At 33.8% G+C, this 26,814-nt stretch carries 27 protein-coding genes; 12 read left to right on the top strand and 15 right to left on the bottom strand.

The features are described 5' to 3' along the window. Positions 1–57 precede the first annotated feature (57 nt). From HJ01_RS04735 to HJ01_RS04725, 3 genes are all read left to right on the top strand, one after another. Positions 58–1,446, top strand: a complete 1,389-nt coding sequence (locus HJ01_RS04735) for a dipeptidase (protein ID WP_007137174.1) — start codon at positions 58–60, stop codon at positions 1,444–1,446. Between the two features lie 315 nt (positions 1,447–1,761). Further along, complete coding sequence (locus tag HJ01_RS04730) at positions 1,762–2,136, top strand: BlaI/MecI/CopY family transcriptional regulator (RefSeq protein ID WP_007137173.1); 375 nt, start codon at positions 1,762–1,764, stop codon at positions 2,134–2,136. Further along, complete coding sequence (locus HJ01_RS04725) at positions 2,133–3,596, top strand: M56 family metallopeptidase (protein ID WP_007137172.1); 1,464 nt, start codon at positions 2,133–2,135, stop codon at positions 3,594–3,596. The genes HJ01_RS04730 and HJ01_RS04725 overlap by 4 nt, the downstream gene beginning before the upstream one ends. Before the next feature lie 70 nt (positions 3,597–3,666). Here the strand turns inward: HJ01_RS04725 and HJ01_RS04720 are convergent, their stop codons facing one another. After that, on the bottom strand, positions 3,667–5,037 hold the full coding sequence (locus HJ01_RS04720) for a saccharopine dehydrogenase family protein (RefSeq protein WP_007137171.1): 1,371 nt from the start codon (positions 5,035–5,037) through the stop codon (positions 3,667–3,669). Positions 5,038–5,245: 208 nt separating this feature from the next. Here HJ01_RS04720 and HJ01_RS04715 point away from each other — a divergent pair, with 208 nt between their 5' ends. From HJ01_RS04715 to HJ01_RS04705, 3 genes are all read left to right on the top strand, one after another. Continuing rightward, a complete protein-coding gene (locus HJ01_RS04715; protein ID WP_007137170.1) occupies positions 5,246–5,629 on the top strand; it encodes a DUF423 domain-containing protein in 384 nt (127 codons plus the stop codon). An 83-nt stretch (positions 5,630–5,712) separates the two neighbouring features. Next, positions 5,713–7,314: a phosphoenolpyruvate carboxykinase (ATP) gene (gene pckA, locus HJ01_RS04710; RefSeq protein ID WP_007137169.1), complete on the top strand. Its 1,602-nt coding sequence runs from the start codon at positions 5,713–5,715 to the stop codon at positions 7,312–7,314. A gap of 187 nt (positions 7,315–7,501) precedes the next feature. Next, positions 7,502–8,602, top strand: coding sequence for a DUF4407 domain-containing protein (locus HJ01_RS04705; RefSeq protein ID WP_007137167.1), 1,101 nt, complete (start codon positions 7,502–7,504; stop codon positions 8,600–8,602). Between the two features lie 105 nt (positions 8,603–8,707). Here the strand turns inward: HJ01_RS04705 and HJ01_RS04700 are convergent, their stop codons facing one another. The 12 genes from HJ01_RS04700 to hemW all read right to left on the bottom strand — a co-directional run bounded on the left by HJ01_RS04700 (position 8,708) and on the right by hemW (position 20,376). Next, positions 8,708–9,418 carry a PH domain-containing protein gene (locus tag HJ01_RS04700; protein ID WP_007137166.1) on the bottom strand — a complete coding sequence of 237 codons (711 nt, stop codon included), beginning with the start codon at positions 9,416–9,418 and terminating at the stop codon, positions 8,708–8,710. A gap of 173 nt (positions 9,419–9,591) precedes the next feature. Continuing rightward, a complete protein-coding gene (locus HJ01_RS04695; RefSeq protein ID WP_007137165.1) occupies positions 9,592–10,764 on the bottom strand; it encodes a response regulator in 1,173 nt (390 codons plus the stop codon). Positions 10,765–11,026: 262 nt separating this feature from the next. After that, complete coding sequence (locus tag HJ01_RS04690; RefSeq protein ID WP_007137163.1) at positions 11,027–11,731, bottom strand: LytR/AlgR family response regulator transcription factor; 705 nt, start codon at positions 11,729–11,731, stop codon at positions 11,027–11,029. 4 nt (positions 11,732–11,735) lie between these two features. Then, positions 11,736–12,053, bottom strand: a complete 318-nt coding sequence (locus HJ01_RS04685) for an Hpt domain-containing protein (protein WP_040473701.1) — start codon at positions 12,051–12,053, stop codon at positions 11,736–11,738. Beyond that, positions 12,034–13,080, bottom strand: a complete 1,047-nt coding sequence (locus HJ01_RS04680) for a sensor histidine kinase (RefSeq protein ID WP_007137161.1) — start codon at positions 13,078–13,080, stop codon at positions 12,034–12,036. Before HJ01_RS04680 ends, HJ01_RS04685 begins: the two co-directional genes overlap by 20 nt. Next, entirely contained in the window at positions 13,080–14,213 is a 1,134-nt protein-coding gene (locus HJ01_RS04675; protein WP_007137160.1) for an FIST signal transduction protein, read from the bottom strand. The genes HJ01_RS04680 and HJ01_RS04675 overlap by 1 nt, the downstream gene beginning before the upstream one ends. A 1-nt stretch (position 14,214) precedes the next feature. Continuing rightward, positions 14,215–16,899 (bottom strand): PAS domain S-box protein, encoded by a 2,685-nt coding sequence (locus tag HJ01_RS04670; RefSeq protein WP_007137159.1) that lies wholly within the window; start codon positions 16,897–16,899, stop codon positions 14,215–14,217. Positions 16,900–16,902: 3 nt separating this feature from the next. After that, a complete protein-coding gene (locus HJ01_RS04665) occupies positions 16,903–17,445 on the bottom strand; it encodes a heme NO-binding domain-containing protein (protein WP_007137158.1) in 543 nt (180 codons plus the stop codon). A 4-nt stretch (positions 17,446–17,449) separates the two neighbouring features. Next, positions 17,450–17,863: a response regulator gene (locus tag HJ01_RS04660; RefSeq protein ID WP_040473711.1), complete on the bottom strand. Its 414-nt coding sequence runs from the start codon at positions 17,861–17,863 to the stop codon at positions 17,450–17,452. 122 nt (positions 17,864–17,985) lie between these two features. Beyond that, positions 17,986–18,345 carry an MmcQ/YjbR family DNA-binding protein gene (locus tag HJ01_RS04655; protein ID WP_007137156.1) on the bottom strand — a complete coding sequence of 120 codons (360 nt, stop codon included), beginning with the start codon at positions 18,343–18,345 and terminating at the stop codon, positions 17,986–17,988. A 36-nt stretch (positions 18,346–18,381) separates the two neighbouring features. Continuing rightward, complete coding sequence (locus HJ01_RS04650; protein ID WP_007137155.1) at positions 18,382–19,158, bottom strand: cyclase family protein; 777 nt, start codon at positions 19,156–19,158, stop codon at positions 18,382–18,384. A gap of 84 nt (positions 19,159–19,242) precedes the next feature. Continuing rightward, positions 19,243–20,376 carry a radical SAM family heme chaperone HemW gene (gene hemW, locus HJ01_RS04645; RefSeq protein ID WP_040473700.1) on the bottom strand — a complete coding sequence of 378 codons (1,134 nt, stop codon included), beginning with the start codon at positions 20,374–20,376 and terminating at the stop codon, positions 19,243–19,245. On the opposite strand from hemW, the gene HJ01_RS17955 reads away from it, so the two are divergent. After that, positions 20,314–20,439: a hypothetical protein gene (locus HJ01_RS17955; RefSeq protein ID WP_007137153.1), complete on the top strand. Its 126-nt coding sequence runs from the start codon at positions 20,314–20,316 to the stop codon at positions 20,437–20,439. The genes hemW and HJ01_RS17955 overlap by 63 nt on opposite strands. 22 nt (positions 20,440–20,461) lie before the next feature. Here the strand turns inward: HJ01_RS17955 and ruvC are convergent, their stop codons facing one another. After that, positions 20,462–21,016, bottom strand: a complete 555-nt coding sequence (ruvC, locus tag HJ01_RS04640; protein ID WP_007137152.1) for a crossover junction endodeoxyribonuclease RuvC — start codon at positions 21,014–21,016, stop codon at positions 20,462–20,464. Between the two features lie 55 nt (positions 21,017–21,071). On the opposite strand from ruvC, the gene HJ01_RS04635 reads away from it, so the two are divergent. The 3 genes from HJ01_RS04635 to HJ01_RS04625 are packed head-to-tail and all read left to right on the top strand — an operon-like array spanning position 21,072 to position 23,361. Then, the gene (locus HJ01_RS04635; RefSeq protein WP_040473699.1) at positions 21,072–22,016 is read left to right on the top strand and encodes a lysylphosphatidylglycerol synthase domain-containing protein; all 945 of its coding nucleotides are present in this window, start codon (positions 21,072–21,074) and stop codon (positions 22,014–22,016) included. Beyond that, a complete protein-coding gene (locus HJ01_RS04630; protein ID WP_007137150.1) occupies positions 22,013–23,119 on the top strand; it encodes a glycosyltransferase family 2 protein in 1,107 nt (368 codons plus the stop codon). Before HJ01_RS04635 ends, HJ01_RS04630 begins: the two co-directional genes overlap by 4 nt. A gap of 50 nt (positions 23,120–23,169) precedes the next feature. Next, positions 23,170–23,361, top strand: coding sequence for a hypothetical protein (locus HJ01_RS04625; protein ID WP_007137149.1), 192 nt, complete (start codon positions 23,170–23,172; stop codon positions 23,359–23,361). 128 nt (positions 23,362–23,489) lie between these two features. On the opposite strand, the gene HJ01_RS04620 is transcribed toward HJ01_RS04625, so the two are convergent. Next, positions 23,490–23,966 carry a hypothetical protein gene (locus HJ01_RS04620; protein WP_007137148.1) on the bottom strand — a complete coding sequence of 159 codons (477 nt, stop codon included), beginning with the start codon at positions 23,964–23,966 and terminating at the stop codon, positions 23,490–23,492. Between the two features lie 172 nt (positions 23,967–24,138). Between HJ01_RS04620 and HJ01_RS04615 the strand changes: the two genes are divergently transcribed. After that, complete coding sequence (locus tag HJ01_RS04615) at positions 24,139–24,639, top strand: DUF456 domain-containing protein (RefSeq protein ID WP_007137147.1); 501 nt, start codon at positions 24,139–24,141, stop codon at positions 24,637–24,639. 342 nt (positions 24,640–24,981) lie between these two features. Next, entirely contained in the window at positions 24,982–26,241 is a 1,260-nt protein-coding gene (locus HJ01_RS04610) for a DUF819 domain-containing protein (RefSeq protein WP_007137145.1), read from the top strand. Positions 26,242–26,814: the final 573 nt, after the last annotated feature.

Genomic DNA, 26,814 nt, shown 5'->3' with positions numbered 1-26,814 from the left:
AAATTTTTTTTCATTCTATTTTTCGTACTTTTGAAACTATAAAAAATAAGCACATAAATGGAAAATATTAAGTCATACGTTCAACAAAATAAAGATCGTTTCATCAACGAATTAATCGAATTATTAAAAATGCCTTCCGTTAGCGCTGATGCAGCCTACTCTCAAGATGTTATCGAAACTTCCGAGGCAGTAAAAGTAAGCTTAGAAAAAGCAGGTTGTGATTTCGTAGAAATTTGTGAAACAGCAGGTTACCCAATTGTTTATGGCGAAAAAATAATTGATAAAAACTTACCTACGATCTTGGTTTATGGCCATTATGACGTTCAACCGGCAGATCCAATCGAATTATGGACCTCTCCTCCATTCGAACCAGTTGTAAAAACAACCGAAACTCATCCTGAAGGAGCCATTTTTGCTCGTGGTGCCTGCGATGATAAAGGCCAAATGTACATGCACGTAAAGGCATTTGAATACATGGTTCAAAACAATAATTTGCCTTGCAACGTGAAATTCATGATTGAAGGCGAAGAAGAAGTAGGAAGTGTAAACCTAAAAACCTTTGTTGAAAACAATCACGACAAACTAAAAAATGATGTGATATTAATTTCTGACACTGGAATGATATCAAACCAACAACCATCAATTACGACAGGTCTTCGTGGCTTAAGCTATGTGGAAGTGGAAGTGACTGGTCCAAACCGTGATTTGCATTCTGGTTTATACGGTGGTGCTGTAGCAAACCCCATCAATATCTTGGCTAAAATGATTGCATCACTTCACGATGAAAATAATCATATTACTATTCCAGGATTCTATGACAAGGTAGAAGAATTATCTCTTGAAGAAAGAGCCGAAATGGCCAAAGCGCCTTTTAGCTTAGAAAAATATAAAAAAGCATTAGACCTGAATGATGTTTATGGTGAAAAAGGATATGTAACTAACGAAAGAAACTCTATTCGTCCTACATTGGATGTCAACGGAATCTGGGGAGGCTACACTGGAGAAGGAGCTAAAACCGTTATTGCTAGTCAAGCTTTCGCCAAGATATCTATGCGTTTAGTTCCTAATCAAGACTGGGAAGAAATTACTGAATTATTCACAAAACACTTCGAAAGTATCGCTCCAGCTGGCGTTACGGTAAAAGTAAAGCCGCATCATGGCGGTCAAGGTTATGTAACTCCTATTGACAGCATTGGCTACAAAGCGGCAAATATGGCTTACACAGAAACTTTTGGTGTTCCTGCCATTCCGGTACGTTCTGGCGGTAGTATTCCAATCGTTGCCTTATTTGAAAAAGAGCTAAAAAGCAAAACCATCTTAATGGGATTTGGCCTAGACAGCGATGCCATCCACTCGCCAAATGAGCACTTCGGAATCTTTAATTTCCTTAAAGGAATCGAAACTATTCCGTTGTTCTACAAATATTTTGTCGAGCTAAACAAATAAAATAATCTAAAATATACTTCAAAATCCGTTCAGCAATGAACGGATTTTTTTTTTGGGCATTCCCCGCTAAAAATAGCGGCGCGCGCTATTCGTTACAATCTTTTTATTAAAAAAAATAAAAAGGATTTACACTCCTACCCCTAATGCAAAATACCGATAATCAAATATTTAAATCCAAAAATTTGCTTGTTAAATAATTTACTCTACATTTGTAGAGCGACATGCTATTTTGTAGAGCTGATTCCATGAAAAATCTACATACCTCTTTAATTCAAAATCCGTTTAAAAAAAATAACTAATAAAAATCAAAGTAAGATGCAACAATTAACTAAATCCGAAGAACAACTAATGGAATACCTTTGGAAACTAGAAAAAGCTTTTATGAAAGATTTGCTTGAAGTTTTTCCAGAACCCAAACCAAAAACGACTACTGTAGCCACCTTACTAAAAAGAATGATCGGTAAAGATTTCGTGGGGTATAACGAATTTGGAAACTCCAGAGAATACTATCCATTGGTAAAAAAAACCGACTATTTCTCTAAACATGTAAATGGCCTAATCACTAATTTTTTCAATAATTCGGCCTCGCAATTTGCTTCCTTTTTCACCACCGAAACGAATTTATCTTCATCGGAATTAGAAGATCTAAAAAAAATAATAGAAAGTGAACTTCAAAAAAAGAAAAAATGATAGACTTCATAATCAAATCGACAGTTTCCTTGTTCCTGCTATTGGCAGTATATCAAATTCTATTGGAAAAAGAAAAAATCCATCAATTCAATAGATTTTATCTTTTGTTTAGTCTTGTTTTTTCGCTCAGTATTCCATTTATAACTATTGAAGTGATACAGGAATCAATAGATCCGCTGATAGGAAAAACTACAATTCAACCTAGAGAAGCAACTATAACGATCATAAAAGATTCGATGAATTACTGGATTATTTCCATTTGGAGCTTATATGCACTGGTAACTTCGGTACTTATAATCCGTTTTGTAACAAACATTCGGAAATTAACATCTAGAATAAAATCAAATCCTGTAATTGATTACAAAAAGGCAAAACTGGTTTTACTAAAAGATAAAATACTACCACATACTTTTCTAGACACTATATTCATCAATGAAACGGATTACTATAATCGAAAAATTGAAGCAGAACTATATACGCATGAATTAATTCATGTAACCCAAAAACACACACTAGACATTTTACTCGTAGAAATTCTTAAAATGCTGTTTTGGTTTAACCCCATTTTTATTTATTATAAAAAAGCAATACAACTCAATCACGAATTTATAGCTGACGAGAAAGTCGTAAACTCCTATAACAATGTTCCGTTTTACCAGAACCTACTTTTATCAGTGGCAAACGCGAACTCAAACTATTACTTGGCCAGTAATTTGAACTATTCAATAACTAAAAAAAGATTAATTATGATGACAAAAACTACATCGGCATCTAGAGCCATGCTGAAAAAGCTAGTACTAATGCCACTATTTTCAGGACTCGTTTTCTTTATGTGTGTAAAAACAGTAGCCCAAGAAAAGAAAGTAGAAACCAAAATCAACTCAGCGACTCCAGTTACCGGAATAGAGAAATATTTTGAAAACACCATTTTTAAAATTACAGATGCTAATGGAAATATCATTTCCGAAAAGGAATTTAATCAGCTTACAACTCAAGAAAAGAAAAACATTCCGCCTCCACCACCACCTGCGACAGTGCCAACAAGCGAACCGGAAAAGAATAAGCGACTAATTGAACAGAAAAATGCAGTAGGGCCAAAATATATTGAGCTAATGGTCAATAATAGCGATACTGATACGGTTTATAACGTTGCAGAGACAGAAACAAAACCTACATTCCCTGGAGGCATGAATGCATTCTATAAATTTGTTGCCGAAAATTTTAAAGTATCAGATGAAGCTTCAAAAATGAAATTAAAAGGAAAAGTATATATCACATTTCTGATAGAAAAAGACGGAAGCCTTTCTGAATTTAGAATTCTTCGCGATATGGGTTACGGAACTGGTGAGGAAGCAATTCGGGTTTTAAAACTATCTCCTAATTGGATTCCGGCGACATTCAACAATAAACCAGCTAGAGTATCGTATAACCTTCCAATCACCATTGAAACAGCTAAATAAAAGATAGATAAAACAACAAATCCGCTTCGATTAGAAGCGGATTTATATTACTACAAAATTTAAAAAAAGGCTAACTAAAATCTTTATCAGGTTTATACCCAAAATACGTCATCGTTTGTTCTTTAAAAACAACTCCATATTCTTCTAATTCTTTCAAAATAGGCAAATACACTTCTTTACTAATAGGTAATTGTACTCCGGGAGTGGTTATCTTTCCGTTTAGTATTAGTAAGGTGGCCATGGCAACAGGTAATCCCACTGTCTTAGCCATAGCGGTATACGTTTGATTATCGCCAATGCAAACCATTTTCGAATCGATCTGTTTCTTTACTCCATCTAACTCGTATCCGAATTTATGGTACATGACGATCATATCTTTATCTTCTGGCTGTAAAGTCCAGCTATCATTTAAAATCTTTTCTAATATCTGCGCAGGCGTAGCCTCTTTTAAACCAACAAATTTGTTGTTATTGAAAAAGTCCAACTCTAACAATTTATCCCACATAATATCATCCTGATCAATTTTCAAAATCAGACGTGTTTTAATTTCCACAGAATCTGTTGGATGGTAAGGCAAAAATGAATTCACAAATTGTCTATAACTCATGTTTTCGGAATCTTCCATGACGTAACTGTCATCAGTCATCCCTAGTTGCACAAACATATTCCAGGCTTTTGAGAAACCCACCCGACGAATAGTCCCTCTATATAAAGTAAGTACATCATCTAGTCCGTAAACACTTCTATATTTTAAAGAATCTCTATTGGAATAGGCCTCAAACCGGCCATAATCCTCTACTTCGAGAAACTCGGTTCTTCTAAACAAATTACAATAGGGTATGTATTTATAAGTCCCTTCTTGGATAAATTTAGCTGCACCACCCTGTCCTGCTAGTACAACATTGCGAGGAGCCCAAGTGAATTTATAATTCCACAAGTTTGTGTCTGATTCAGGAGCAACAAGCCCACCGCAAAACGACTCAAACAAAAGCATATTCCCGCCTTTTTCCCTAATTTCATCAATAATTTTCATGGCGCTCATATGGTCAATCCCAGGATCCAAGCCAATCTCATTCATAAAAACCAAGTTATTTTCCTTAACTGCTGCGTCCAGTTCCTGCATGGCATCACTAACGTACGAAGCAGTAACCAAGCTTTTCTTGTAAACAACACAATCTTTAGCTACTTCAATATGCAAATGCGCGGGCAACATCGAAATAACGATATCTGCCTTTTGAATCGCCTCAGTTCTTTGAGCTTCATTAAAAATATCTAAAGCGATTGGAGTTGCATTAGGGTGATTGTTTGTTTTCTTCTGTGCTAAGGCCATAGATAAATCACCTATGATTAGGTGCAAATTCTCTTTATCTGATTTATCCAGAAGATACTGTATCAACGAAGATGCTGATCTGCCTGCCCCAATAATTAAAATGACTCTCATGTTTAGTAAAATATAACACAAACATACAAAATTGTTGTATTTATAACAACCGCTCTATGGGAAAATCACAAATTTGTTTTCAACATAAATACCAACAGCTAATTTACCGATACTATTTATCTAACAAAAAGACCTAAACTATCTGCTAAAACTCTTTCACTTTGGTCTAATAAGGAATACTTTTGTAAAGATAAAATCACTTACAAAAATGGACAAAAAATTAATTTCGACCGGAGCACTTTTTGGAATGTTAGCAATCGTATTAGGGGCATTTGGAGCACATGCCCTAAAAAAAATACTGCCTGCTGAACAATTAGTTACTTTTGAAACCGGAGTACGCTATCAAATGTACCATGCGTTGTTTTTAATCTTTATTGGAATGATTGGCAACCTTTCTGAAAAAACAAAAAAAAGAATCTATTTCTTGGTCCTTTCGGGTGTCATTTTATTCTCAGGATCCATTTATTTATTAGCCACTAACAGTATGACTTCATTTGATTTCAAGGTAATCGGTTTTGTTACTCCCATCGGCGGGCTACTGCTAATACTGGCTTGGAGCTTATTATTTTTCAATTTTCTTAAGAAAAAATAACAAAATTAAGATAAACAAATCGTATCTAAAATATTAGTTCTACTTTTGCACTCAATAAATTTAACTACACAATACATAATTTCATGAATAATAACACACCGTTTACGAAATCGATTTCGTTGAAAGACATGGGAATCGAAAACGCAAAGATTCATTATCAATTATCAGCTAACGAATTACATGACATGACGATCGCGTTAGGTCAGGGAATTGAGAATTCAACAGGAGCTCTAGCCATTGATACTGGTGAATTTACAGGACGTTCTCCACAGGATCGTTTTATTGTAAAAGATAGCATCACGGAAAACCAAGTTTGGTGGGGAAATGTAAATATCCCTTTTGAGCCAAAAGCATTCGATGCTTTGTACAACAAGGTTACTGCCTATTTATCAAACAAAGAAGTTTTCGTTAGAGACTCTTACGTATGTGCAGACCCTAACTATCGGTTAAATGTTCGCGTAGTTACAGAAACACCTTGGGCAAATTTATTCTGCTTCAATATGTTTTTGAGACCAGAATTAGAAGAACTTGATGATTTCACTCCAGAATGGACGTTGATTTGTGTACCTGATTTTATGGCAGATCCTGCAACTGACGGAACACGTCAAGCTAATTTTGCAATATTAGATTTTACCAAAAAGGTAGTTCTGATTGGTGGAACCGGCTATACAGGAGAGATGAAAAAAGGAATTTTCTCAGCATTAAACTTCATTTTACCAGTAGACAAAAACACTTTACCTATGCACTGCAGTGCTAATGTAGGTAATGATGGTGATACAGCCATTTTCTTTGGATTGTCAGGAACAGGAAAAACAACACTATCTGCTGACCCAAAAAGAAAACTAATTGGCGATGATGAACACGGCTGGACTAGCGAAAACACCGTTTTCAATTTTGAAGGAGGTTGTTATGCTAAAGTAATTAATCTTTCGGAAGAAAACGAACCAGATATTTTTAGAGCTATTCGTAAAGGCGCTATATTAGAAAATGTTGTTTTCAAAGAAGGAACAAATGAAGTAGATTTTCAAGACACTTCTATAACTCCAAATACTAGAGTAAGCTACCCAATATACCATATTGACAATATTCAACCTGGTTCTATTGGTCACAACCCAAAAAACATATTCTTCTTGACAGCGGATTCATTTGGAATTTTACCTCCTATCTCTAGATTAACTCCGGGACAAGCTGCATACCACTTTATTTCAGGATATACAGCAAAAGTTGCAGGAACAGAAGCAGGAGTAACTGAACCTCAACCTAATTTCTCAGCTTGTTTTGGCGCACCGTTTATGCCTTTACATCCTACAAAATATGCAGAAATGTTGAGTACGAAAATTCAAGATGCTGATGTAAAAGTTTGGTTAATCAACACTGGATGGACTGGTGGTGCTTACGGAACTGGTAGCAGAATGAAACTAAAATATACGCGCGAGATGATTACTGCAGCCTTAAACGGTGAATTAGACGCGGTAGATTATAGAAACCACGTAGTTTTTGGTATAGCAATACCTCAAACATGTCCTAATGTCCCTAGCGAAATATTAAACCCTAGAAACACATGGGAAGACAAAGATTTGTATGATGTTAAAGCCGTTGAGCTTGCAGGAAAATTCAAAGCAAACTTTGCCAAATTTGAAGAATTTGCAAATGCCGAAATTATGGCTGGCGCACCCAAAGCATAAGTTAATTGTTAATTCAAATTGAAAGAGCCGCTCCATTGGAGCGGCTCTTTTTGCGTCATAACAAATCTCTAAACAAAAACATATCAGCTAAATACAACATTATTGCCCTTTTGGCGTTAAATTTGAAATCATCAATCAGCCAAAAAACAAATTGGCTGAACATTCAAATCAATCAAAAAAATCAATCATGTTAAAACAATTTTTTATCCTTTGCTCCGGTGCTGACAACAAGCTACTGGAAGGTTGTTCTGAAGGAGAACAAACCAAATATATAGGTATTGGCGCTACCGTTTTCTTTACTGCAGTCATGGCATTTATTGCCAGCGCTTATGCCCTTTTTACTGTATTTGATAGCGTTTATCCTGCTTTGCTTTTTGGGCTGGTGTGGAGCTTACTCATCTTTAATCTGGATCGTTTTATCGTTTCAACCATTCGAAAAAGAGACAAATTTGGAAGTGAATTTTTACAAGCTACTCCCCGAATCATTTTAGCTATCATCATTGCCATTGTTATTTCGAAGCCACTAGAAATTAAAATTTTCGAAAAAGAGATTAATACTGTTTTACTGAAAGAAAAAAATGCAATGGCACTGGAAAACAAAAAAGAAGTTGCTAATTATTTCAAATCGGATTTAGATAAAAACAAGGCAGAAATAGCCAGTTTAAAAGCTGATGTTACTACTAAAGAGCAAGAGGTTAATACCTATTACGAAACCTATATAGCAGAAGCAGAAGGAACTGCGGGCACAAAAAAGCTAGGAAAAGGACCTGTTTTTAAAGAGAAAATAGCCAAACATGATTTGGCAAAAAGAGAACTGGACAGTTTACAGAAAAACAATCTGGCTAAAATTGCCGAAAAGGAACAACAATCAAGTTTACTCCAAGCTGACCTAGACAAAAAACTAACAGAGACACAACCTATAATAGACGGTTTTGATGGTTTAATGGCACGAATCAATGCCTTAAACAAGTTGCCTTCCATTCCCTCATTATTTATCATGCTATTATTTTTAGCCATTGAGACATCTCCTATTATTGCTAAATTATTATCTCCAAAAGGGGAATATGACTTTAAACTGGAAGATCTGGAAACGGCATTAAAGGCTACACTCACACAAGACAAGTACCAAAGGGAATTGCTGGTTAAAACAAGTGCCGCCATGCATGACAAAGTGTATGAAGACATTGCGCAGGACGATAATCTTTATGATTTACAGCGCAAAAAAGCAACCGAATTATTGGAACTACAAGCACACAATTTCGTTGAAAAACAGAAACGGACATTATAAAAAACAAAACCCGACAACTTTACAAAATTGTCGGGTTTCGTTTTTATTTATTTACGTAAAAAGGCAAAACTTTATAGCTATTTATGACTTTCAGTTTTAAGACTATTACATATAACTTAAAATCTCATTTTTGTATACATCATATTCTCCTTGCAAGATCAAACCATTATCTAGGAGCTTTTTATAATTCTGTAATTTTTCAAAAAGAGCATCTTGTGATAGTTCGCTCAACGATTTATCTTTTGGAGTTTCCTGAACCTCATTCAACGTTTCGGTTTCAGTATGATAAATGGGTGATGAAACTGTCATAATCTCAGCAAAATTAGTCACTTCTTCCGTTTCCATTTCTTCAATTTCTTCAGCTGATTCTATGTTTTCAAATTGGATTTCCTCAGCCACTACATTATTAAAAATCGTTCCTGTTTTCAATATATCCATCTGCTCTTTTGCAAAAGTATACATTTTTCTCGCCTGCGTTTTTGGAATATAATCAATAGAAACCTGCATATCAGTTTTGGTTGAAAATGAAAACACAGACCCAAGAATGTTCTCTTTTACAAAAGCACCTTCAATATCATCCCAGGTATAATCGGTAAAATCCATGGATAGTCCTAGATTTTTGGGTTGGCAAATGATAATTCTTTTATTAGTCATGACAATGCTATCTGGAAACACGGTAAGAGCAGGTTTTTTCTGCACCCCGATATAGCCTATTTCTTCATTTTTCATCAATAAATCATTCAGCTTTGAAGTGATTTTTTCGATGGCTTTAGGATCTTGTTCCTCGTTTAAAAATTTCTTTATTTGGTCTTTCATTGTATTTAAAACTTAATTCAGCCTTGGTTTTCAATTTATTGACAAAAGTATACCAAAATTCTGTATTAAATTGACGTGAAAGTTTTTTTTAACAATAATCTAAAATTATACGAAAAGGCTATGAATATCTAAACACCATAGCCTTTTCTAACAATCAATAATTAACAACAAACCTATTTGTAATGCAATGCAATTTGTCCTATTTGAACAAAATTTCGAATTGCAGTGACAGCCGATACTTTACTATTATTACAACTCATCCACCGTTTTAATGGTTGCTCATATACGATATCACCCAATTTATCTACACCATATATCTTTTTCATTCTCATTAAAATCTCTAAATCGAATGTTTCATTGGTCATAAATTTTTCAATAAACGTCTTTTCAATAACTTCTTTACTCATGATTTTAGCCCCACATAAGGCATCGTGCAATTCTATTTTGAGCGTTTTTCTAATTAAAAAATCAATTCCTTTTGTAATTAGAATATCAATACCGTTTTTAATTGCTAGTGCGGTAGGTCTGGCACAACTAACAAATTTTAGACTAGAGTTAGAAATAGTCTTAACCATATCATCAAAATCTTTGAAGGCTACCTCGAGATCTGGATTAATAAATCCGATAAAATCAAATTGTTTGTTTTTTGCTAAATGTAAAGCTCCAAGCCGTACTGCTTCAGATAATTGAATTGAATCCCCGCAATTATACAAACTAATTCTCTCTTCATTGCCTACCATCAACTCTTCTAAATCCTCTAAATTATTACTATCACCTAGATTGATGAAACAAAAATGATATCCTAAATTAGTATGAATTATTTTAGCATAATCCCTTTTGAAAAATTCTTGTTTTAAATCATAAAAAGGTATAACGACTCCAATACATTTTTTTTGAATTAGTCTGTAACTATCATCATTACCTTTTTCTTTTTTGTCATGAACTCCTATAAGTTTCGCTATTCGATTAGCAATTTCGTCAAGACTCAAGGGCTTTTTCATATAATCATCAGCACCTAATGCAAAGCCTTTTAATATAACTGAATCATCATAATTTCCAGATAATAGCATCACTGGAACACTGTGTTTCTTTATTACTTTTATATACTTTACTATTTCCAAGCCAGACATCTCTTTAATATAATCTAAACTTCTAAATGTGTCTTTAGAATTAGGTAAGACAGGCATATTTATATCTGATATTACTAATGATGGCTGTAACTCATCATACAAGGTTATAGCGTCAGACATATTGTTAGCACAGCTAACTTCATATCCCAAATCAGACAAATACTTTTCTAAAGAAAGCAATACAAGTTCTTGGTCATCTACTATTAATATCTTCATTTTTGCTTAATTAAACATTATTGCTATAGTGCAAAAGTAAGTTCTTGTTTAGCTAAATTTAAAAAAATTAGACTTAGACCATTAGAACTAACGATGAATGGGAAGAATTCTTAGACTAATGAAAATAGCAAATCGGCAAAAAAATTTAATTAGTACCTACTCTTTATACCAATCAAGACAAAATAAAGAATACAAGTCAAAATCAGAGCGGTTTCAAAATAATAAAAATATTTTTAGGCAGCTCAATTAGTTGCAGCAAAACCTATAATAGATTTAATCTTTTCATTAATTCTGGTCTGTTAGATCTACTTACCGGAATAACTTCTTTTTTAATCAACACACTATTATCCTCTATGTCAATAATTTTTTTTGTGTTAATAATAAAAGAACGGTGCACTTTCAGAAACATATCAGATGGAAGTTTTAGTTCTATCTTTTTTAGTGTCGAATGTACTATATAGTTTTTATTTTCTGTTTTTATATGAATATAATCTCCTTTAGCTTCTATAACATCTACAGATTGAAAATCAATCTTGATCAGCCTCCTATCTATATTTACATAAAACTCTTTTACTTCGTCCTTTATACTAGGCTTAGCTTCGTTGACTACTTCTATTTTAGCTCCTTTAGCTTTTTGTACAGCCTTGTTGAATCGTTCTTCGGTAATTGGTTTTACCAAATAATCTACAATACACGAATAACCAAATGCCTCAATTGCAAAATTCTTATCAGAGGTCACTAAAATTATCTTGGGTGGAAACTTTAAGGTATCTATAAAGTCAAAACCAGTAAAGTCTGGCATGTGAATATCTAGAAAAACCAAATCTACTTCAATATGATTTAAAAATTTTATAGCCTGAATAGCATTGGGAAATTCTTGAATAAGCTTTAAGTCCGGGTGATTTTCAATCATTTGTGCAATGATTGCTCTCGCCATTTCTTCATCATCAATTATAATACTATTCATATTTTTATATTTCTATAACAAACTGATTTAACAATTTTAAAATATCTTCAAAAGATAATTGCAAGTCAATATTGCTGTTTTTTAAATCATCCTCATATTCCTCAGCAATATAATAACTTTTTTCTAAACCTAGAATAGATATTTTATGTTTTAGCTTATGAACTGATTGCGCAGCAATCACAAAATCTTTTCTTCGCATCTGCTCCTTATATATTGCTATTTCCTCAGGCAATTCTCTTTTAAGAATAGCAAGCATTTTATTTTTGAATGCTAAGTTATCACCTGATAACTCGTTGATGTAATTAATATTTGGTTGCTCCATGATCTCTTGATATTGTAAAATAAAAAACACTTCCTAATCCTTCTTTACTCTCTACCCAAATTCTTCCGCCATATGATTCAACTATTTTTTTAGCAATTGACAGCCCTATCCCTGTTGATTTAGTATTATTTTCTAACTTATTGAATATTATAAAAATTTGATCGTGGTATTTTTTTGGAATTCCAATGCCATTGTCTTTAATTCTAAACTCGTATTCATTTGGTTTTTCAGTAAAATCAACCTCAATAAGACTTTGTTCCTTATCACTAAAATTAATCGCATTATGAATTAAATTTTGGAATAACTGTTTAAATCTAAAATTATTGCCAAGAACTTTAGGCATGTTTTCATTAATTACAATGCTAACATGATCAGGAAAAACTAATGCATTGATCGTTTCTTTTAACAATACATTTAAATCAACAACTCGATTTTCAGTTTTTTCTTTATCAATTGAAGAATAGCTTAAAATACCTGTAATTAATAAATCCATTTTCTCAACATTCATAAGAATTAGATCTAATGACTCTTTATTATTCTCATTTAGTTTATCTCTATTATCTACAATAAACCAATTAATGAGTGCATCAATACTTCTCAAAGGAGCCTTAAGGTCATGTGAAACCATATGGGCATACTCATTCAAAGATTGGTTCTGTTGTTCTAGATTTTGAAGTAATTTTTCCCGTTGCTTGTTCATTTTTACAATCTCCAAAGATTGTTTTTTAATATATTCTAAAAGATTAAAGTCCTTGCTGTCCGAGCCATTTTCAAGTTCTAAGTTCATCGAACTTAAAATAGCTTTTAAATTTGTATTTATATCCTTTAAACTTATAGCCTCCTCCCTTAATTGTTTGTTAGCCTGAAACAATTCATCTGAACTTATTTTCATAGCTCTCCCTAACATGGCAATTTGATCTTCGTAATTATCATACGATTCACTTACTGCTTTTAGTAATGACTCATTATTAATATCATCTCCTTTCTCCAAATACTTTTTTAATTGTCTTTTTAGCAGTGAATTCATTACTCGCTTATTAAAGTTAATGTCATCGTCTGATTATGGAGGTCACATGCTGTTTCGCCATTAAAAGGAGCCATCTCACCGTAAGAATAAAAACCACAGATTGCGATATCTTTCCCTACTATTTCCTGAACTTGCTCAATTTCCTCCTCTACTCTTTGGCCCATCACTAACTTTCTTCCCACACAGCTTACTAACAAAGCCAGTTGCGGTTGATTTTCTCGATCTTTCATAGCAAATTTCGCTGCTTTTCTTGCTCCAGAAACAATTCCGTCAACTGAGGCCATCATTAACTGCACTACAGAATTCATTGGAACATCTCCTGCCAAAATCACTGATTTATTGACGTCATCTATACCTAATATTGTCCTGACTACTGGTTTAAGCTTACCCTCAGGAGTTACATTCAACGGGTAAAATAAAGAAGCTTGCGGTAATTGACTCGCTTTGTCACCTAAATAATTTTTATATAAATCCAGCGCTGGTTTTTGATCAATTTCATATAGAATATTCGCATTTGACTTTGTGATTATTCTTTCTGGGCCAAACGGCATCCACCCGCCATAACTTGCATACGAAATTTCTAGAGTGTCTCCATAAAAACCAATAAGAACTACCTCGCCTTCTTTTGGGTCGTCTTTATAGGAAGCCAATGTTTTTTCAAAACGGGCATCATCACCGCACATCCCTCCCGTCATCGAAGTTTTTAATTCACTATTGCTTTCCAAACCGTTTATTAATGCACTTCCATTGACGAAACTCCCCTCAGATAATACAAATAAGTGTTTTAAATTTTCTTTTGGTATTTTTTTATGAAGATCTTCACCTAATTGTTCAGCATTTTTTTCATATTTAAAAATGCTTTCTGCTTCTACTACAAAGGAGCTTTTTTCAAATTCAATGGCTGTCACGGTGATACTGTTCTCAAAAACATTACAACAAATTATTTCGCCTGAAGTTGACCCAAACACTATGTGCTCATAGGGGAATTCATTGCGAATGTCCTCTAAAACTTTTTTATCTTCGAGCAGAAAACGATTTCCAAAAACCAAAACTAATGGATTCTTTAAAACTTCCTTTTCTTGGCGGTATTTCCAACTTTTATCCGCTTGTCTAAATGCTTGAATTACTTTCATTTTATTTATTTAGTTTAATAAAAAAAGTAGATCCTTTTCCTAATTTACTCTCGAGCCATATTTCCCCTTTGTATTTTTGCACAATCTTTTTCACTATTGACAAGCCTAAACCTGTTGAATGTGCACTGTCCGTATAAGATTGAAAGGTATTGAATACCTTTAAATAGTGTTTTTCATCAATACCTACTCCATTATCCTTAATGCTAAAAATATAATGATCAGCAGTTTCTTTATAATCAACTTCTACCAGCCCCACCTCTTTATCAATATAGTTAACCGCATTACTGATAATGTTTTGAAATAATTGCTGCATCCTGAATCTATCACCACTTATAATTGGTAAATGATTGTTTATCGTAACCGTAATATGATTGGGTATATGTATTATATTTATAATATTTAAAACAAGTTCATTTACATCTACTTTTTCTATCTGGATTTCTTCGCTATCAATTTTAGAATAGGTTAAAACGCCATCAATCAAATAGTCCATTTTTTCAACTTTATTTTGAATCAAATTAAAATATTTCTCTGTTTCACTATTGAACTTTTTTGAATTATCTTCTTTTATCCAAGTAATCAAAGAGTGAATACTTCTTAAAGGTGATTTTAAATCATGGGAAACAATTTTTGCATAATCATTTAACTGCTCGTTTTGCTTTTCTAATTTAAACACTAGCTCTTCTTTTTGCTTTTCGAGAAGTTTCTTTTTCGTAATATTTTCTTCAATAGCAAAGAATCGTATAATTTCTCCTTTTTTATTTCTCAGTGCCTGACCTTGAATTCTAACCCAATATTTTTCTCCTGATTTTGAATAATTGATAATTTCACAGTTAAATGGTTCTCCTGCCTTTATACGCTCTTTTAAGTAGTTTGCTGTTTCTAAACTAGATTCTTCCCCTTGTAGCAAATTTCCCGGTTTTTTACCTATTAATTCATCCATAGAATAGCCCGTCATTTCCAAGAAACTGGTATTAACCCATTCCATTCTTCCTTCCTTATCTGAGATGATCACTGAGTTGATGTTCTTATCCGCTATGAGTGATAGTAAATACAATTGCTCTTCCTGTTGTTTTTGTCCGGTTATATCAAGGTTGATTCCTATTGAACCAATCACTTCACCGTTTAAATTATAGTTTGGAGCACCACTAATTAACCAATGTCTTTTTTCGCCTTTCTTAGTATTAACTTTTATTTCATACGAATCAGAAACACCTTCTATTCTACTATCACTTTTAGCTTTTACTACTTTTTCTTCTTCTGCAGACAATAGTAAACTAGCTGATTTATGGCCTATTACTTCATCTAAATTATAGCCACTAATGTCGCAAAAACTCTGATTAGCCATAGTAACTACATCATTTAAATCCACTTCAAGCAAACCTAAATTCATATTAGCAATAATACTACTGTATTTTTCTTTTTCGGCTTGTAATATTTGCTCGTGTTTTTTCTTAACTGTGATATCTACATATGATCTCAGATTTCCTTTATAAATACCATCTCTAAAAATGGGAATATAACTTCGCTCATAAATCTTACCATCGACAAGTTCAATTTCCTCATCATAAACCGGAAGTTTCTCTCGAAATATTTTACTAAGACCCTCTACGTAGGCGTCTGGATCCTTAAAAAAATGCTTTGAATCTTCGATTGTATTAGAAAAGTCTTTACCTAATAGTTCCTCTGGATCGACATCAGAATCAAACATGGCACAGAATTTCTTATTCGCCAATAAAATTTGTCTTTTTTCATCTTCTAAGAGTATTCCTGTTTGTAAGTTCATTATCAGAGAAGACAACCTCGCTTCTGACTCTTTTAAGTTATAATCAGAATGCTTTTTACTGCTTATGTCCTCTATCATTGCAAAATATTGGACTAACTCACCATCTGAATTAAAAATAGGCTGCCCCTTTGTTTTGACCCAAAAACCGCCTCCTCCTTTTCGACGATGAAGATGTTCAACATCAAAGGGATCACCATTCATAAAAGGAATTGTCATTTTTTTTAATTCCTCTGCAGTTGTTTCATCGCATTTACCTATCTGAATAGGAGTACTCCCAATTACTTCTTCTCTAGAAAATCCAGTAAGTTTAGAATAAGCGTCATTACACCAGAATATTACACCCTTACGATCGGTAAAAACAACTCCATTTTGATTAGCACTAGCCACTAAGGAAAGTCTATTAAGTTCTTCTTGGTCTGTTTTTAATTTATTTTTCTGTTCGTTTATCGTAACAAGTAATTCATTCAATTCTTCCGCAACAATTTCTTGTGACTTTAAAACATGCAGCATGTCTAGTAAAGGATCGTGATTCGCAAAATCACTAAATGTTAATTTATTTTGCGCTACTTCTTCCATACTGGTAAACCATGGAGATCCTAAAAATAAGAAATCCCCTTTTAGTTCTTGAAACTGCCCCCTAAGTATAATTTCATTAGCTTCACTTTTTAAAAAGACCATTTGCCCATAAAGTGACTTTATGTTTTCAAAAGTACATTCTTGAATTCTAGGCCTTTCTATATTAAAAATAGAGAAAAAACTCTTGTTTTCTTTGACAGCAGGGAACATTTTACTTAAACTGATCCCATAACTCTTAATTTGAAAATTAACATCAATTAGAATGTAAAATGGAAATAGCTTATTGAAGCTACTGTAGTCAAAATTAAATTCTATCTTTTCCATATTTTACCAGCTAATATTAAAAATCTCATGCGAACTGCCCTGTATTCTAGATTGGACTAAATTGATTTTAACAGGTGTACTATACATGATTCCTAATCCTTGAATCAACCCTCTTACAAACTCCTGAAGGCCTTTTCGTTTGGAATAATAATGCAAATTAATACTGTTTTCCATTACTTCTGTAACCTTGAACTCAGGAGGAGTAAGCTTAGGATAAATTAGCATAATACGATTATGAAATAAAGGAAGATTAATTAAAAAATCTTTTAAATTATCCCCTCCCGCTTTCATAAGACTTCCATACTTTTCTTTAGTAGTTTTTACTACCCACCATTCTCCAAAAGCGATCAGAACATCACTTACTGTCATATCCATTTCTTCGGCAACGGCTGTCGCTAATTTAAAGGTAATATCATCATCATATGGCTCTGTGCTTATAAAAAACTCAATATCAATACCACTTCTTAGTTTAATAGATTCCCATTTATCTTCACCAAAATTAGCTACTACTAAACTTTCTATTGCTTTATTTACGATCCCGTACATAATTTTATTGAGAAATTAATTCGTTACAGCTCCAGTAATCAACGGTACTTTTGATCCTATCAACATAGTCCTTGTATTTTAGTGGTTTTAAGACGTAACCTGCTATGCCTAATCTATAACATTCCATAACATCTTTATGATTATTTGATGTAGTCAAAATTATAGCTGGTATATACTTTAAAGAAGCATCGCTTTTAAGTATCCCCAAAAATTCTATACCGCTAATTTTAGGCATGTTTAAATCTAGTATAATAATATCCGGAATTATTTCTTTAACTTTTAAAACCGCTATAGCCTCTTCACCATTACTAGCTTCGGTAATTCTATGTTTTAAATTAAGAGAACTTAAAACCCGATTGAATTTCATTACCTCAATAGCATCGTCCTCGATTAAAAGAATATTTAGAGACTTATTCATTTTTGTTTTTTTAGTAAACATAAATATAGCATTAGTCAATGTAAATTATTGCTGTTTTTCGACCAACACCTTATTTAGTGTCGCTGAATGGTAAAATACTATCGATAAAATGATTCAAGGGTCTATTTCATTTCGCTTTTCACCTTCTTAGATAAGCTGCTAAAAATCAAACTATAGGAATGGTCAATCAATTCTTTTACGAGCGTGTCTGCAACTTCCTTATTTATAGAAACGGTATTCCAATGTACTTTACTCATATGCCAGCCTGGTTTTATGTCCTCATATTGGGCCCGCAATTCCTGTGCGCGTTCTGGATCACATTTCAAATTCACTGCAGGTTCTGCTTTTTCCCATTGACTTAATGATGATAAAGCAAACATTTTTCCGCCCACTTTAAAAACCAGAGTATCATCGTCAAAAGGAAAATGCTCAGTTACTCCTTTTTTAGATAGGCAATAATCATAAAAAATTTCTAGATTCATCTTTTAAAATAAGTTTAAATGTTGAATTATAATTAATTATTCAACCTCTAAAACAGAATAAAGTACAGGTTTACTTGGGCTAGCATCATTTTCAAAAGAGGCAATTTGTAAGTTCAACAAATAACTTCCGTCTTTTACCTCGTCAGAAACGAAGATCATTTCAGTAATCGTACAATCTAATCTGGCATCTGCATTTAAATTTTTTACATCGGTAACGTTCCAAAAAGCTTTGTGTGCCAATAGTTTTCCTTCGTCTTTTTCCTTATCTACACTTGGCAAGTCAATCAGTAAATGTTGTATTCCGCTTTCGCGAAGAAATAACGCAGCATCTTCAGCTAGGAACGGCGGATCAGTATGGGAATATTTTCTAGAGACTTTATCGGCATCATTTGGCAAGGTCCTAATGACGATTGCTTCAGGTCTTTTGCCATTTAAAGCGTGCTCTACCGCCTCCTTGGTAATTACAAAGTCATATTCTTGGTCTTCCAGTTCCACTGAAACTAATTCTGCAGTAAAGAAAAACTGTTTCAAGGCTTGGTTCACACTATAAAAATCATGGGTAATATGCCCCAAACATTCCGTATGCGTTCCGTGACCGTGTGGGTTGAATTGAATGTTGTTAAAATTAGTGGAAGACATTCCTAAAGACACTTTGCCAACCCATTCTCCAAAACGAACGGGTTCAATAACCGGTTTTTCAACATACCAAGCGATTGGGTTATCCTCCGTATTTGATAATGGAATCGAAATGTCAATGGGTTTTGATAAATCAACTTGAATTGTAGTATTGTTATGTTGAATTGTAGTTTTCATAGTTTTATTTTACCGCAAGGGCCACTTAGTTTTACGCAAAGACCGCAAAGCTTTATGCTTATTTTGTGTTAGTTGCGGTTAAGACTATTCCAAATTTAAGTAAAATAAATCCGATGCAATTCCATCTGTCAAAAACTTTCCTTTTTTAGTTGGTTTTAAAATAGCGTTTTCTATTGAAAGCAAATCGTCATTCAAGTATTTCCGTGCCTGTTTCTTTAAATAATCCAAATAGCTTTTACCAAATTCCGACTCAATTCTATCTAAAGAAACTCCCCAAATCGTGCGCAACCCTGTCATAATATATTCATTGTAACGGTCTGAAACCGATAAAATTTCAATCTCATTTGGTAGTTTATCCGCATCAATTGACTTGATATATAATGGATTGTTAGCAATATTCCAAGAGCGAGAAACCCCATCATAACTGTGTGCCGAGGGTCCAATTCCAATATATTTTTTTCCTAGCCAATAAGCCGAATTGTTCTTTGAAAAATAGTTCTCCTTACCAAAATTGGAGAGTTCGTAATGAATAAAGCCATTTGCTTCCAGCGTATCCACCAGAATCACAAAATGTTCTTGCGCTACTTCGTCATTTGGTTCCGCTATTTTTCCAGTGTCAATTAATTTCTTCAACGCTGTTTTGGGCTCGACCGTCAAAGCATAACTAGAAACATGCGGAATTCCGAAAGACAAGGCTCTTTCTATATTTTGCTTCCATTTCTCATTACTCATTCCTGGAACTCCGTAAATCAAATCAATCGAAATATTATCAAAATATCGAGTCGCTTCTTGCAAACATTTCTGCGCTTCCTCTGAATTGTGCGCCCTGTTCATCATTCGTAAATCATCTTCAAAAAAAGACTGAATTCCGATGCTCAATCTATTTATTTTACTTTTCGACAATTCCAAGATCCGTTCACTCGATAAGTCATCAGGATTGGCTTCGAGTGTGATTTCTGGGTTTTCTGCAACACTATAATTTTCATAAACTGCCGCAATCAAAAAGTCTATTTCTTCAGAAGTCAGTACGCTTGGCGTTCCTCCTCCAAAATAAATCGTTTCCACTTGCTCGTTGTCAGATTCACTTTTGCGTAAGCGAATTTCTTTGGCCAAAGCTAAGACCATCTCGTCTTTCTTTTTCATAGAAGTCGAAAAATGAAAATCGCAGTAATGACAAGCTTGCTTGCAGAAGGGTATGTGTATGTAAATGCCGCTCATTTTGTAGTATTCAGTGTTCCGTTTTTTAGTAATCCGTCTAGAGGAAGTGATCAGTTTTCTTAAATATTCGAAAATTTACTGAACACTACTTTTTAACTCTTGCGTCATTTTCTTTTACAAAAGCATCCCAACCGGTATAGCTTTTTGTCCCAACTACTTTTCCTGAATTGAAAAAGTGACAAACTGCAGCTGCAAGTCCATCAGTACTATCTAGATTTTTAGGGAGTTCTTTCAGTCCTAATAATTGCTGTAGCATTTTGGCTACTTGCTCCTTACTGGCATTTCCGTTTCCGGTAATGGCCATTTTTATTTTTTTGGGTTCGTATTCGGTGATAGGAATATCTCTCGAAAGTCCTGCTGCCATGGCAACTCCTTGGGCACGACCCAACTTCAACATAGATTGTACGTTTTTACCAAAGAAAGGAGCTTCAATCGCAATTTCGTCTGGATGATGCGTGTCAATTAACTCAATGGTACGTTCAAAAATTCGTTTTAGTTTCATATAATGGTCATCCATTTTATTCAACTGCAATTCGTTCAATTGAATAAATTCCATTTTTTTATTGATAACACGTATTAAACCGAAACCCATTATCGTGGTTCCTGGGTCAATTCCTAAGATGATGCGTTCGTTTGCCAAAAGTTTTAGTTTAAAGTTTAAAGTTCAAAGTTTAAAGTTTTGTTTCTTTGCACTCATGATTTCAATTCCTCACAAAACTAAACAATTCCTCGTTCTTATAATCAAAGTTTTGATTGTGGCTGGCGCATTTTATTTCATCTACGATCAGTTGGCAAATAATGACAAACTCGACTGGGTACAGTTTATGGCCAAATTCAAAAAAAACCAGTCAGTAGTGGGAATAAGTTTCATCTTATTATTGAGTGTTTTGAATCGCTATTTTGAAATTTTAAAATGGCATAATCTAGCTTCATACATAAAACCTATTTCTGTCTCTGAAGCCACAAAGCAAGTTTTGGCGGCACTGACCGCGGGGATTTTTACACCAAACGGAGTAGGCGAATACGCAGGAAAAGCATTGTATTATGAAAAGAACGAAACCAAACAGGTCATTTTCTTAAACCTGATTTGCAACGGAATCCAAATGGTGCTAACTGTACTCATTGGGATATTTGGCTTGTTGTATTTTAATGCTAAATATAATGTCATTACCAGCAAAACGGTCGCTATCCTTTTTGGAATACTAATCTTTACTTTCGTCCTCTTGTTTTCGTTGAAAAAAATCGCAATCAAAGGCTACTCTATCGAAAAATTGATTCACAAAATCAACGAAGTCCCTAAACGAATACATCAAAAAAACATCCTTTTAGGAATTTGTCGTTATCTCGTTTTTTCGCATCAATATTATTTTTTGTTTCTCGCTTTCGATGTCGATTTGCCTTACTTTACACTGATGGCAGCCGTGACTAGTGTTTACTTTTTAGCTTCCTCTTTGCCCACTTTTCAGTTTTTAGACTTTGCTGTAAAAGGAAGTGTTGCCATATTTTTCTTTGGAATTTTGGGCGTAAACGAATGGATCGTCATTTTTGTATCGACACTAATGTGGTTTTTAAATGTTGTACTGCCAGTAGTAATAGGAAGTTATTATGTTTTGAATTTTAAAACGGAAAAAATCGCATGATGCTTTTTTTAATTATAATATCGTCAATATATTTCTTTGTTATCGGTTTCTTAATTCTTGGTTTTTCCAAAATAAAAAATTTTGAATCAATCGATCTGCAACCCAAAACCCAATTTAGCATTATTGTCCCATTCCGAAATGAAGCCGAAAATCTACCCATTTTATTGGATAGCTTTTCGAAATTGAATTATCCCATGGAACTGATTAATGTGATCCTGGTTGATGATGAATCAAAAGAAAAGTTCAAAGTTCAAAGTTTAAAGTTTAAAGTTCGCATTATTGACAACACCAGACTTACAAACTCACCAAAAAAAGATGCGATTGTATCCGCCATGAATGTTGTAAATACGGATTGGGTTATCACTACGGATGCCGATTGCCTGGTCAACGCTAACTGGTTATTAACCATCGATAATTACATCCAGAGTCATGAACATGAAGTTGCGATGATTGCTGGCGCGGTAACTTACGATTGCAGTAATTCATTCCTACACCAATTCCAGCAACTGGATTTGGCAAGCCTGCAAGGCGCAACCATCGGTAGTTTTGGAATCAGAAAAGGTTTTATGTGTAATGGCGCCAACTTAGCCTACACCAAAACACTTTTTCAAGAACTGAATGGCTTTGACGGTAACGATAATATAGCTAGTGGTGATGATGTGTTTTTATTGCAAAAAGCGATTTTAAGATTCCGTGAGCAAGTCCACTATTTAAAATCAAAAAACAATATAGTTACTAGTAAACCTTTGAATGACTGGAAATCTTTGTTTTATCAAAGGGTACGTTGGGCTTCTAAAACGACTTCTTATCAAAGTAGTTTCGGGAAATTTCTAGGTGTTGCGGTTTTAATGGGGAACTTATGTTGGATATTGGCTGTCGGGTTCTGGATATTTAGGATAATACCCATTGAACTTGTAATCATTTTATCACTACTCAAGTTTACAGTAGATGCTCTTTTTATATTTAAAACCAATACTTTTTTGGGACAAAAAAACCGCTACCTCATTTTGAGCAGCCTACTCTACCCCTTTTTTAGCGTTTGCGTAGCTTTCTATTCATTATTTGGAAAATACGAATGGAAAGGGAGGAAATTTAGATTGTAACATTTTTAATTTTTTCATACTAATACAATGAATAATTAGAACCAGTAAAAATGAAAAACGATAATTTAAAAAAGAAAAAAGGAACTGGTTTAATTGCAATTGGATCACTTCTTTTAATAATTTCAATAACAACTCTTGAGGAAGAGCAGACATTGAAATATCTGGGCTTAGCATCAAGCATAGTACTATTCATACTTGCTATTTACCATAAAACAAGGACACTTAAAAGCACAAACAAGTAATTAATTGATCTATAATCGAAAAGTTAATTCTAATCACAGAGCCCTAGCCCTGATAGAAATAAAAATCCTTTTATGTTGTTGTTCAGCATAAAAGATTGCAATGTATAGCAGGAAATAGCTTTAAAAAATCACTCTACTTTAAGAATAACCGGAAGTATAAATTGTGTTTTTACAGGAATCCCTCTTTTGATTGCAGGATTCACCTTTGGGAAATCAACCAACCTTGCAGTCAAAATACTATCAATTTTAATAGTGTCATAAGCGACTGAATCCTTTGGAAATTGAGGTTCAAATTTCATTTTTGCATTGGGAAAGATAGTAACTTTCACCTCTATAGTATCTAATTCAGGATAGAGTATCGAAAGTGTATCACTGCTCAATTTATCTTGTATCAGTTCAGTCAGGTACTGAAAAAAGCACTGCTGACGCTCTGTTTTGTTTTCTACCTTATCGCAATCCACAAAAGATGGGTATTCGTCTACTTCTTTCCAATTGATCGCTTTCAACTCTTTTTGCAACAATTCCTTTTGTGAAGGGACTTGCTTTTCGAAGTATTGGCAGGAATTAAAAAGTAAAAATACTATAAAAAAGTAATATTGCTTCAATGTCTGGTTTTTGAATTAGACTTATAGTGTATAAAAATACAATTATTATTTTTGACATTCTTTCTAAAGTTACTAATATTAGTAGCTCTCAGAAAAACGCTGTCATTTTACAAAATTACTTTTGAAGAATAATGGTACTTTTATATTTTTCAAAATTACTGAAAATAATTTTATGGATGTATTACTTTTAAGCATTGGTTTCATTTGCATACTCATAGGCATCCTCGGCAGCTTGCTACCTGTTTTACCGGGACCTGGAATAAGTTGGGCCGGAATTGCATTGCTTTATCTGACAAATGCTATCCCAGCAAACTATTGGATTTTAGGAATTACGTTATCAATAACAATCATCATTTCGGTATTAGATTATGTGATTCCTGCAAAAGGAACAAAATATTTTGGGGGAAGTAAATATGGGATTTGGGGAACAAACATTGGACTGATTATTGGTATTCTTACACCAATTCCGTTTGGTTTTTTAATAGGTCCTTTTTTAGGCGCTTTCGTAGGAGAGCTCTTTTTTGATTCTAAAAATCATAGCCGTGCAATTAAAGCCGCTACTGGATCTTTTATAGGATTTTTAGCCTCTACCTTTATACAATTCTTAGTTTGTCTACTTTTTTTAGGATTTTTCATTTCCTTGGTTTGGCAATACAAAGAAGCTTTGTTTTAACTGAGAAGCAGCACTTATAGCTTAATTTTCATTTAACTACTATGTTTAAGCGATGTAATTACCCTTTTAAAAGGAAAATTGTTCTGTCTACGACAAGTTAGGCAGGAAACTTAACTTATATTCGTTATTCAAAAGCAACAAAAGATTGCGTGCTTATTTTGAATACCATTCCTAAAATAGCTTATAGCGAATTTAGAATCTATGTTAATGGGTTTTTAATAGAAAACTACTATACTTGCCGATAAGTAAATTAACCGACAAATCTAGCTAAGCTAGCCTTTACCAGCGATTAGCAAAATCCTCCTAACGCAACTATAATAACATATAAACAGAAAACCAACTATGATCGAAAAACCAGCCGCTTTAATAACTAACGATGCTGTTGTCTTAGGACTACTATTTACAATACTAGGTTTGATATTCATCACGTCATCTAGTGAGAAACCTTTCTTTAAGAAATTTTACAGTGTCGTCCCATCTGTATTATTATGTTATTTTATTCCAGCAATTTTCAACACCTTCAATATTATATCTGGTGAAACTTCCAGTTTATATACGATTGCCTCGCGTTATTTGTTACCAGCAAGTTTAGTATTACTCACATTGAGTATTAATTTTGTTGCTTTAAAAAGATTAGGAAGCAAAGCAGTCATTATGTTTTTAGCAGGAACAGTAGGAATTATAATTGGTGGGCCATTAGCATTATATATCGTAGGTAGTTTTTTTCCTGAGGTAGCATTATCCGATGGAGAAGAAGTCTGGAAAGGTCTGTCTACAATCGCTGGAAGTTGGATTGGAGGAGGTGCAAATCAGACAGCAATGCTAGAAGTATTTGGCGCCAGTAAAACTATGTTCGCACAAATGATTGCTGTAGATGTATTAGTGGCTAATTTATGGATGGGATTCCTTCTTTATGGAGCACAAAAGAAAGATAGAATAGACAAATGGCTGAAGGCGGATAATACTCCAATTATAGCACTTGAGAATCAACTAGAGGAAGAACAAGCTGGAAAGAGACAACCACTAACCACTAACAACCTTATGGTTGTTTTAATGGTTGCTTTTGGTATTACAGGTCTAGGACATTTGTTAGCTGATATTATAGCGCCATTTTTTAAAGTTAATTATCCCCAATTAGAAAAATACTCTTTCACTAATGAGTTCTTTTGGTTAGTTATTATAACTACAACAATAGGTATCGCATTATCATTTACTAAAGTGCGTCAAATCGAAAGTTATGGTGCCTCAAAAGTAGGAACTGTATTTTTATACATCTTAGTCGCAACGATAGGAACTCACATGAATCTAGGCGCTATATTTGATAACCCTCTACTATTCTTGGTAGGAATCATTTGGATTACTACACATATCATTGTAATGATCATTGTAGCCAAAATCATTAAAGCACCGTTTTTCTATGTAGCGGTAGGAAGTCAGGCAAATATTGGAGGAGCAGCATCCGCTCCAATTGTTGCAGCAGCATTCAGTCCTTTCCTAGCTCCAGTAGGAGTACTTCTAGCCGTTTTAGGATACGGAGTAGGAACTTATGGCGCCTATGTATGTGGTTTATTGCTACACCAAATATTTACGCTTATTACTTAAAACTATAAACTGATTCTAGCCGATTTGTGCGTCTAATTCTGATATTGCGCAGCAAAATATTAGAAGATCAAAATAAACTCCAGATTATTCAGCATTTGGGCGTATCCCTTCGGGTCGGGCTATCCGTTATATCTTTTGCGATCTCCCATCCCCAAGAATCGGGATGGGAGATCACAAAAGGATGCCACTATTATCCCTTACGCAAAACACTTTCAAATTACGAGTAGGCGTTTTTCAGCTACTCATAAAACTATGTTTGTTTGCAAACTATAGATAATAACACCATGACGTTTCTAAAGAATCAGCTATGCTATTATAAGAACTTCTTGCAAACCATTTAAAGCTACTAGAAGAGTTCCTTTTCTTTTTTAGCCAAATATCATACCAATCCACAACTTTATTACTAGACAGCAATTTCCATTCCATCGACAGATATAGAACATTTCGTACTATCCTAACTAATATTTACACTTAGGTTTTGTTACTACATACATACATACATACATACATACATACATACATACATACATACATACATACATACATACATACATACATACATACATACATACA

Source organism: Flavobacterium frigoris PS1 (assembly GCF_000252125.1).
Taxonomy (GTDB): Bacteria; Bacteroidota; Bacteroidia; order Flavobacteriales; family Flavobacteriaceae; genus Flavobacterium; species Flavobacterium frigoris_A.
The sequence above is the reverse complement of the archived record's forward strand: the minus strand, read 5'-3'. Positions and strand labels throughout refer to the sequence as shown.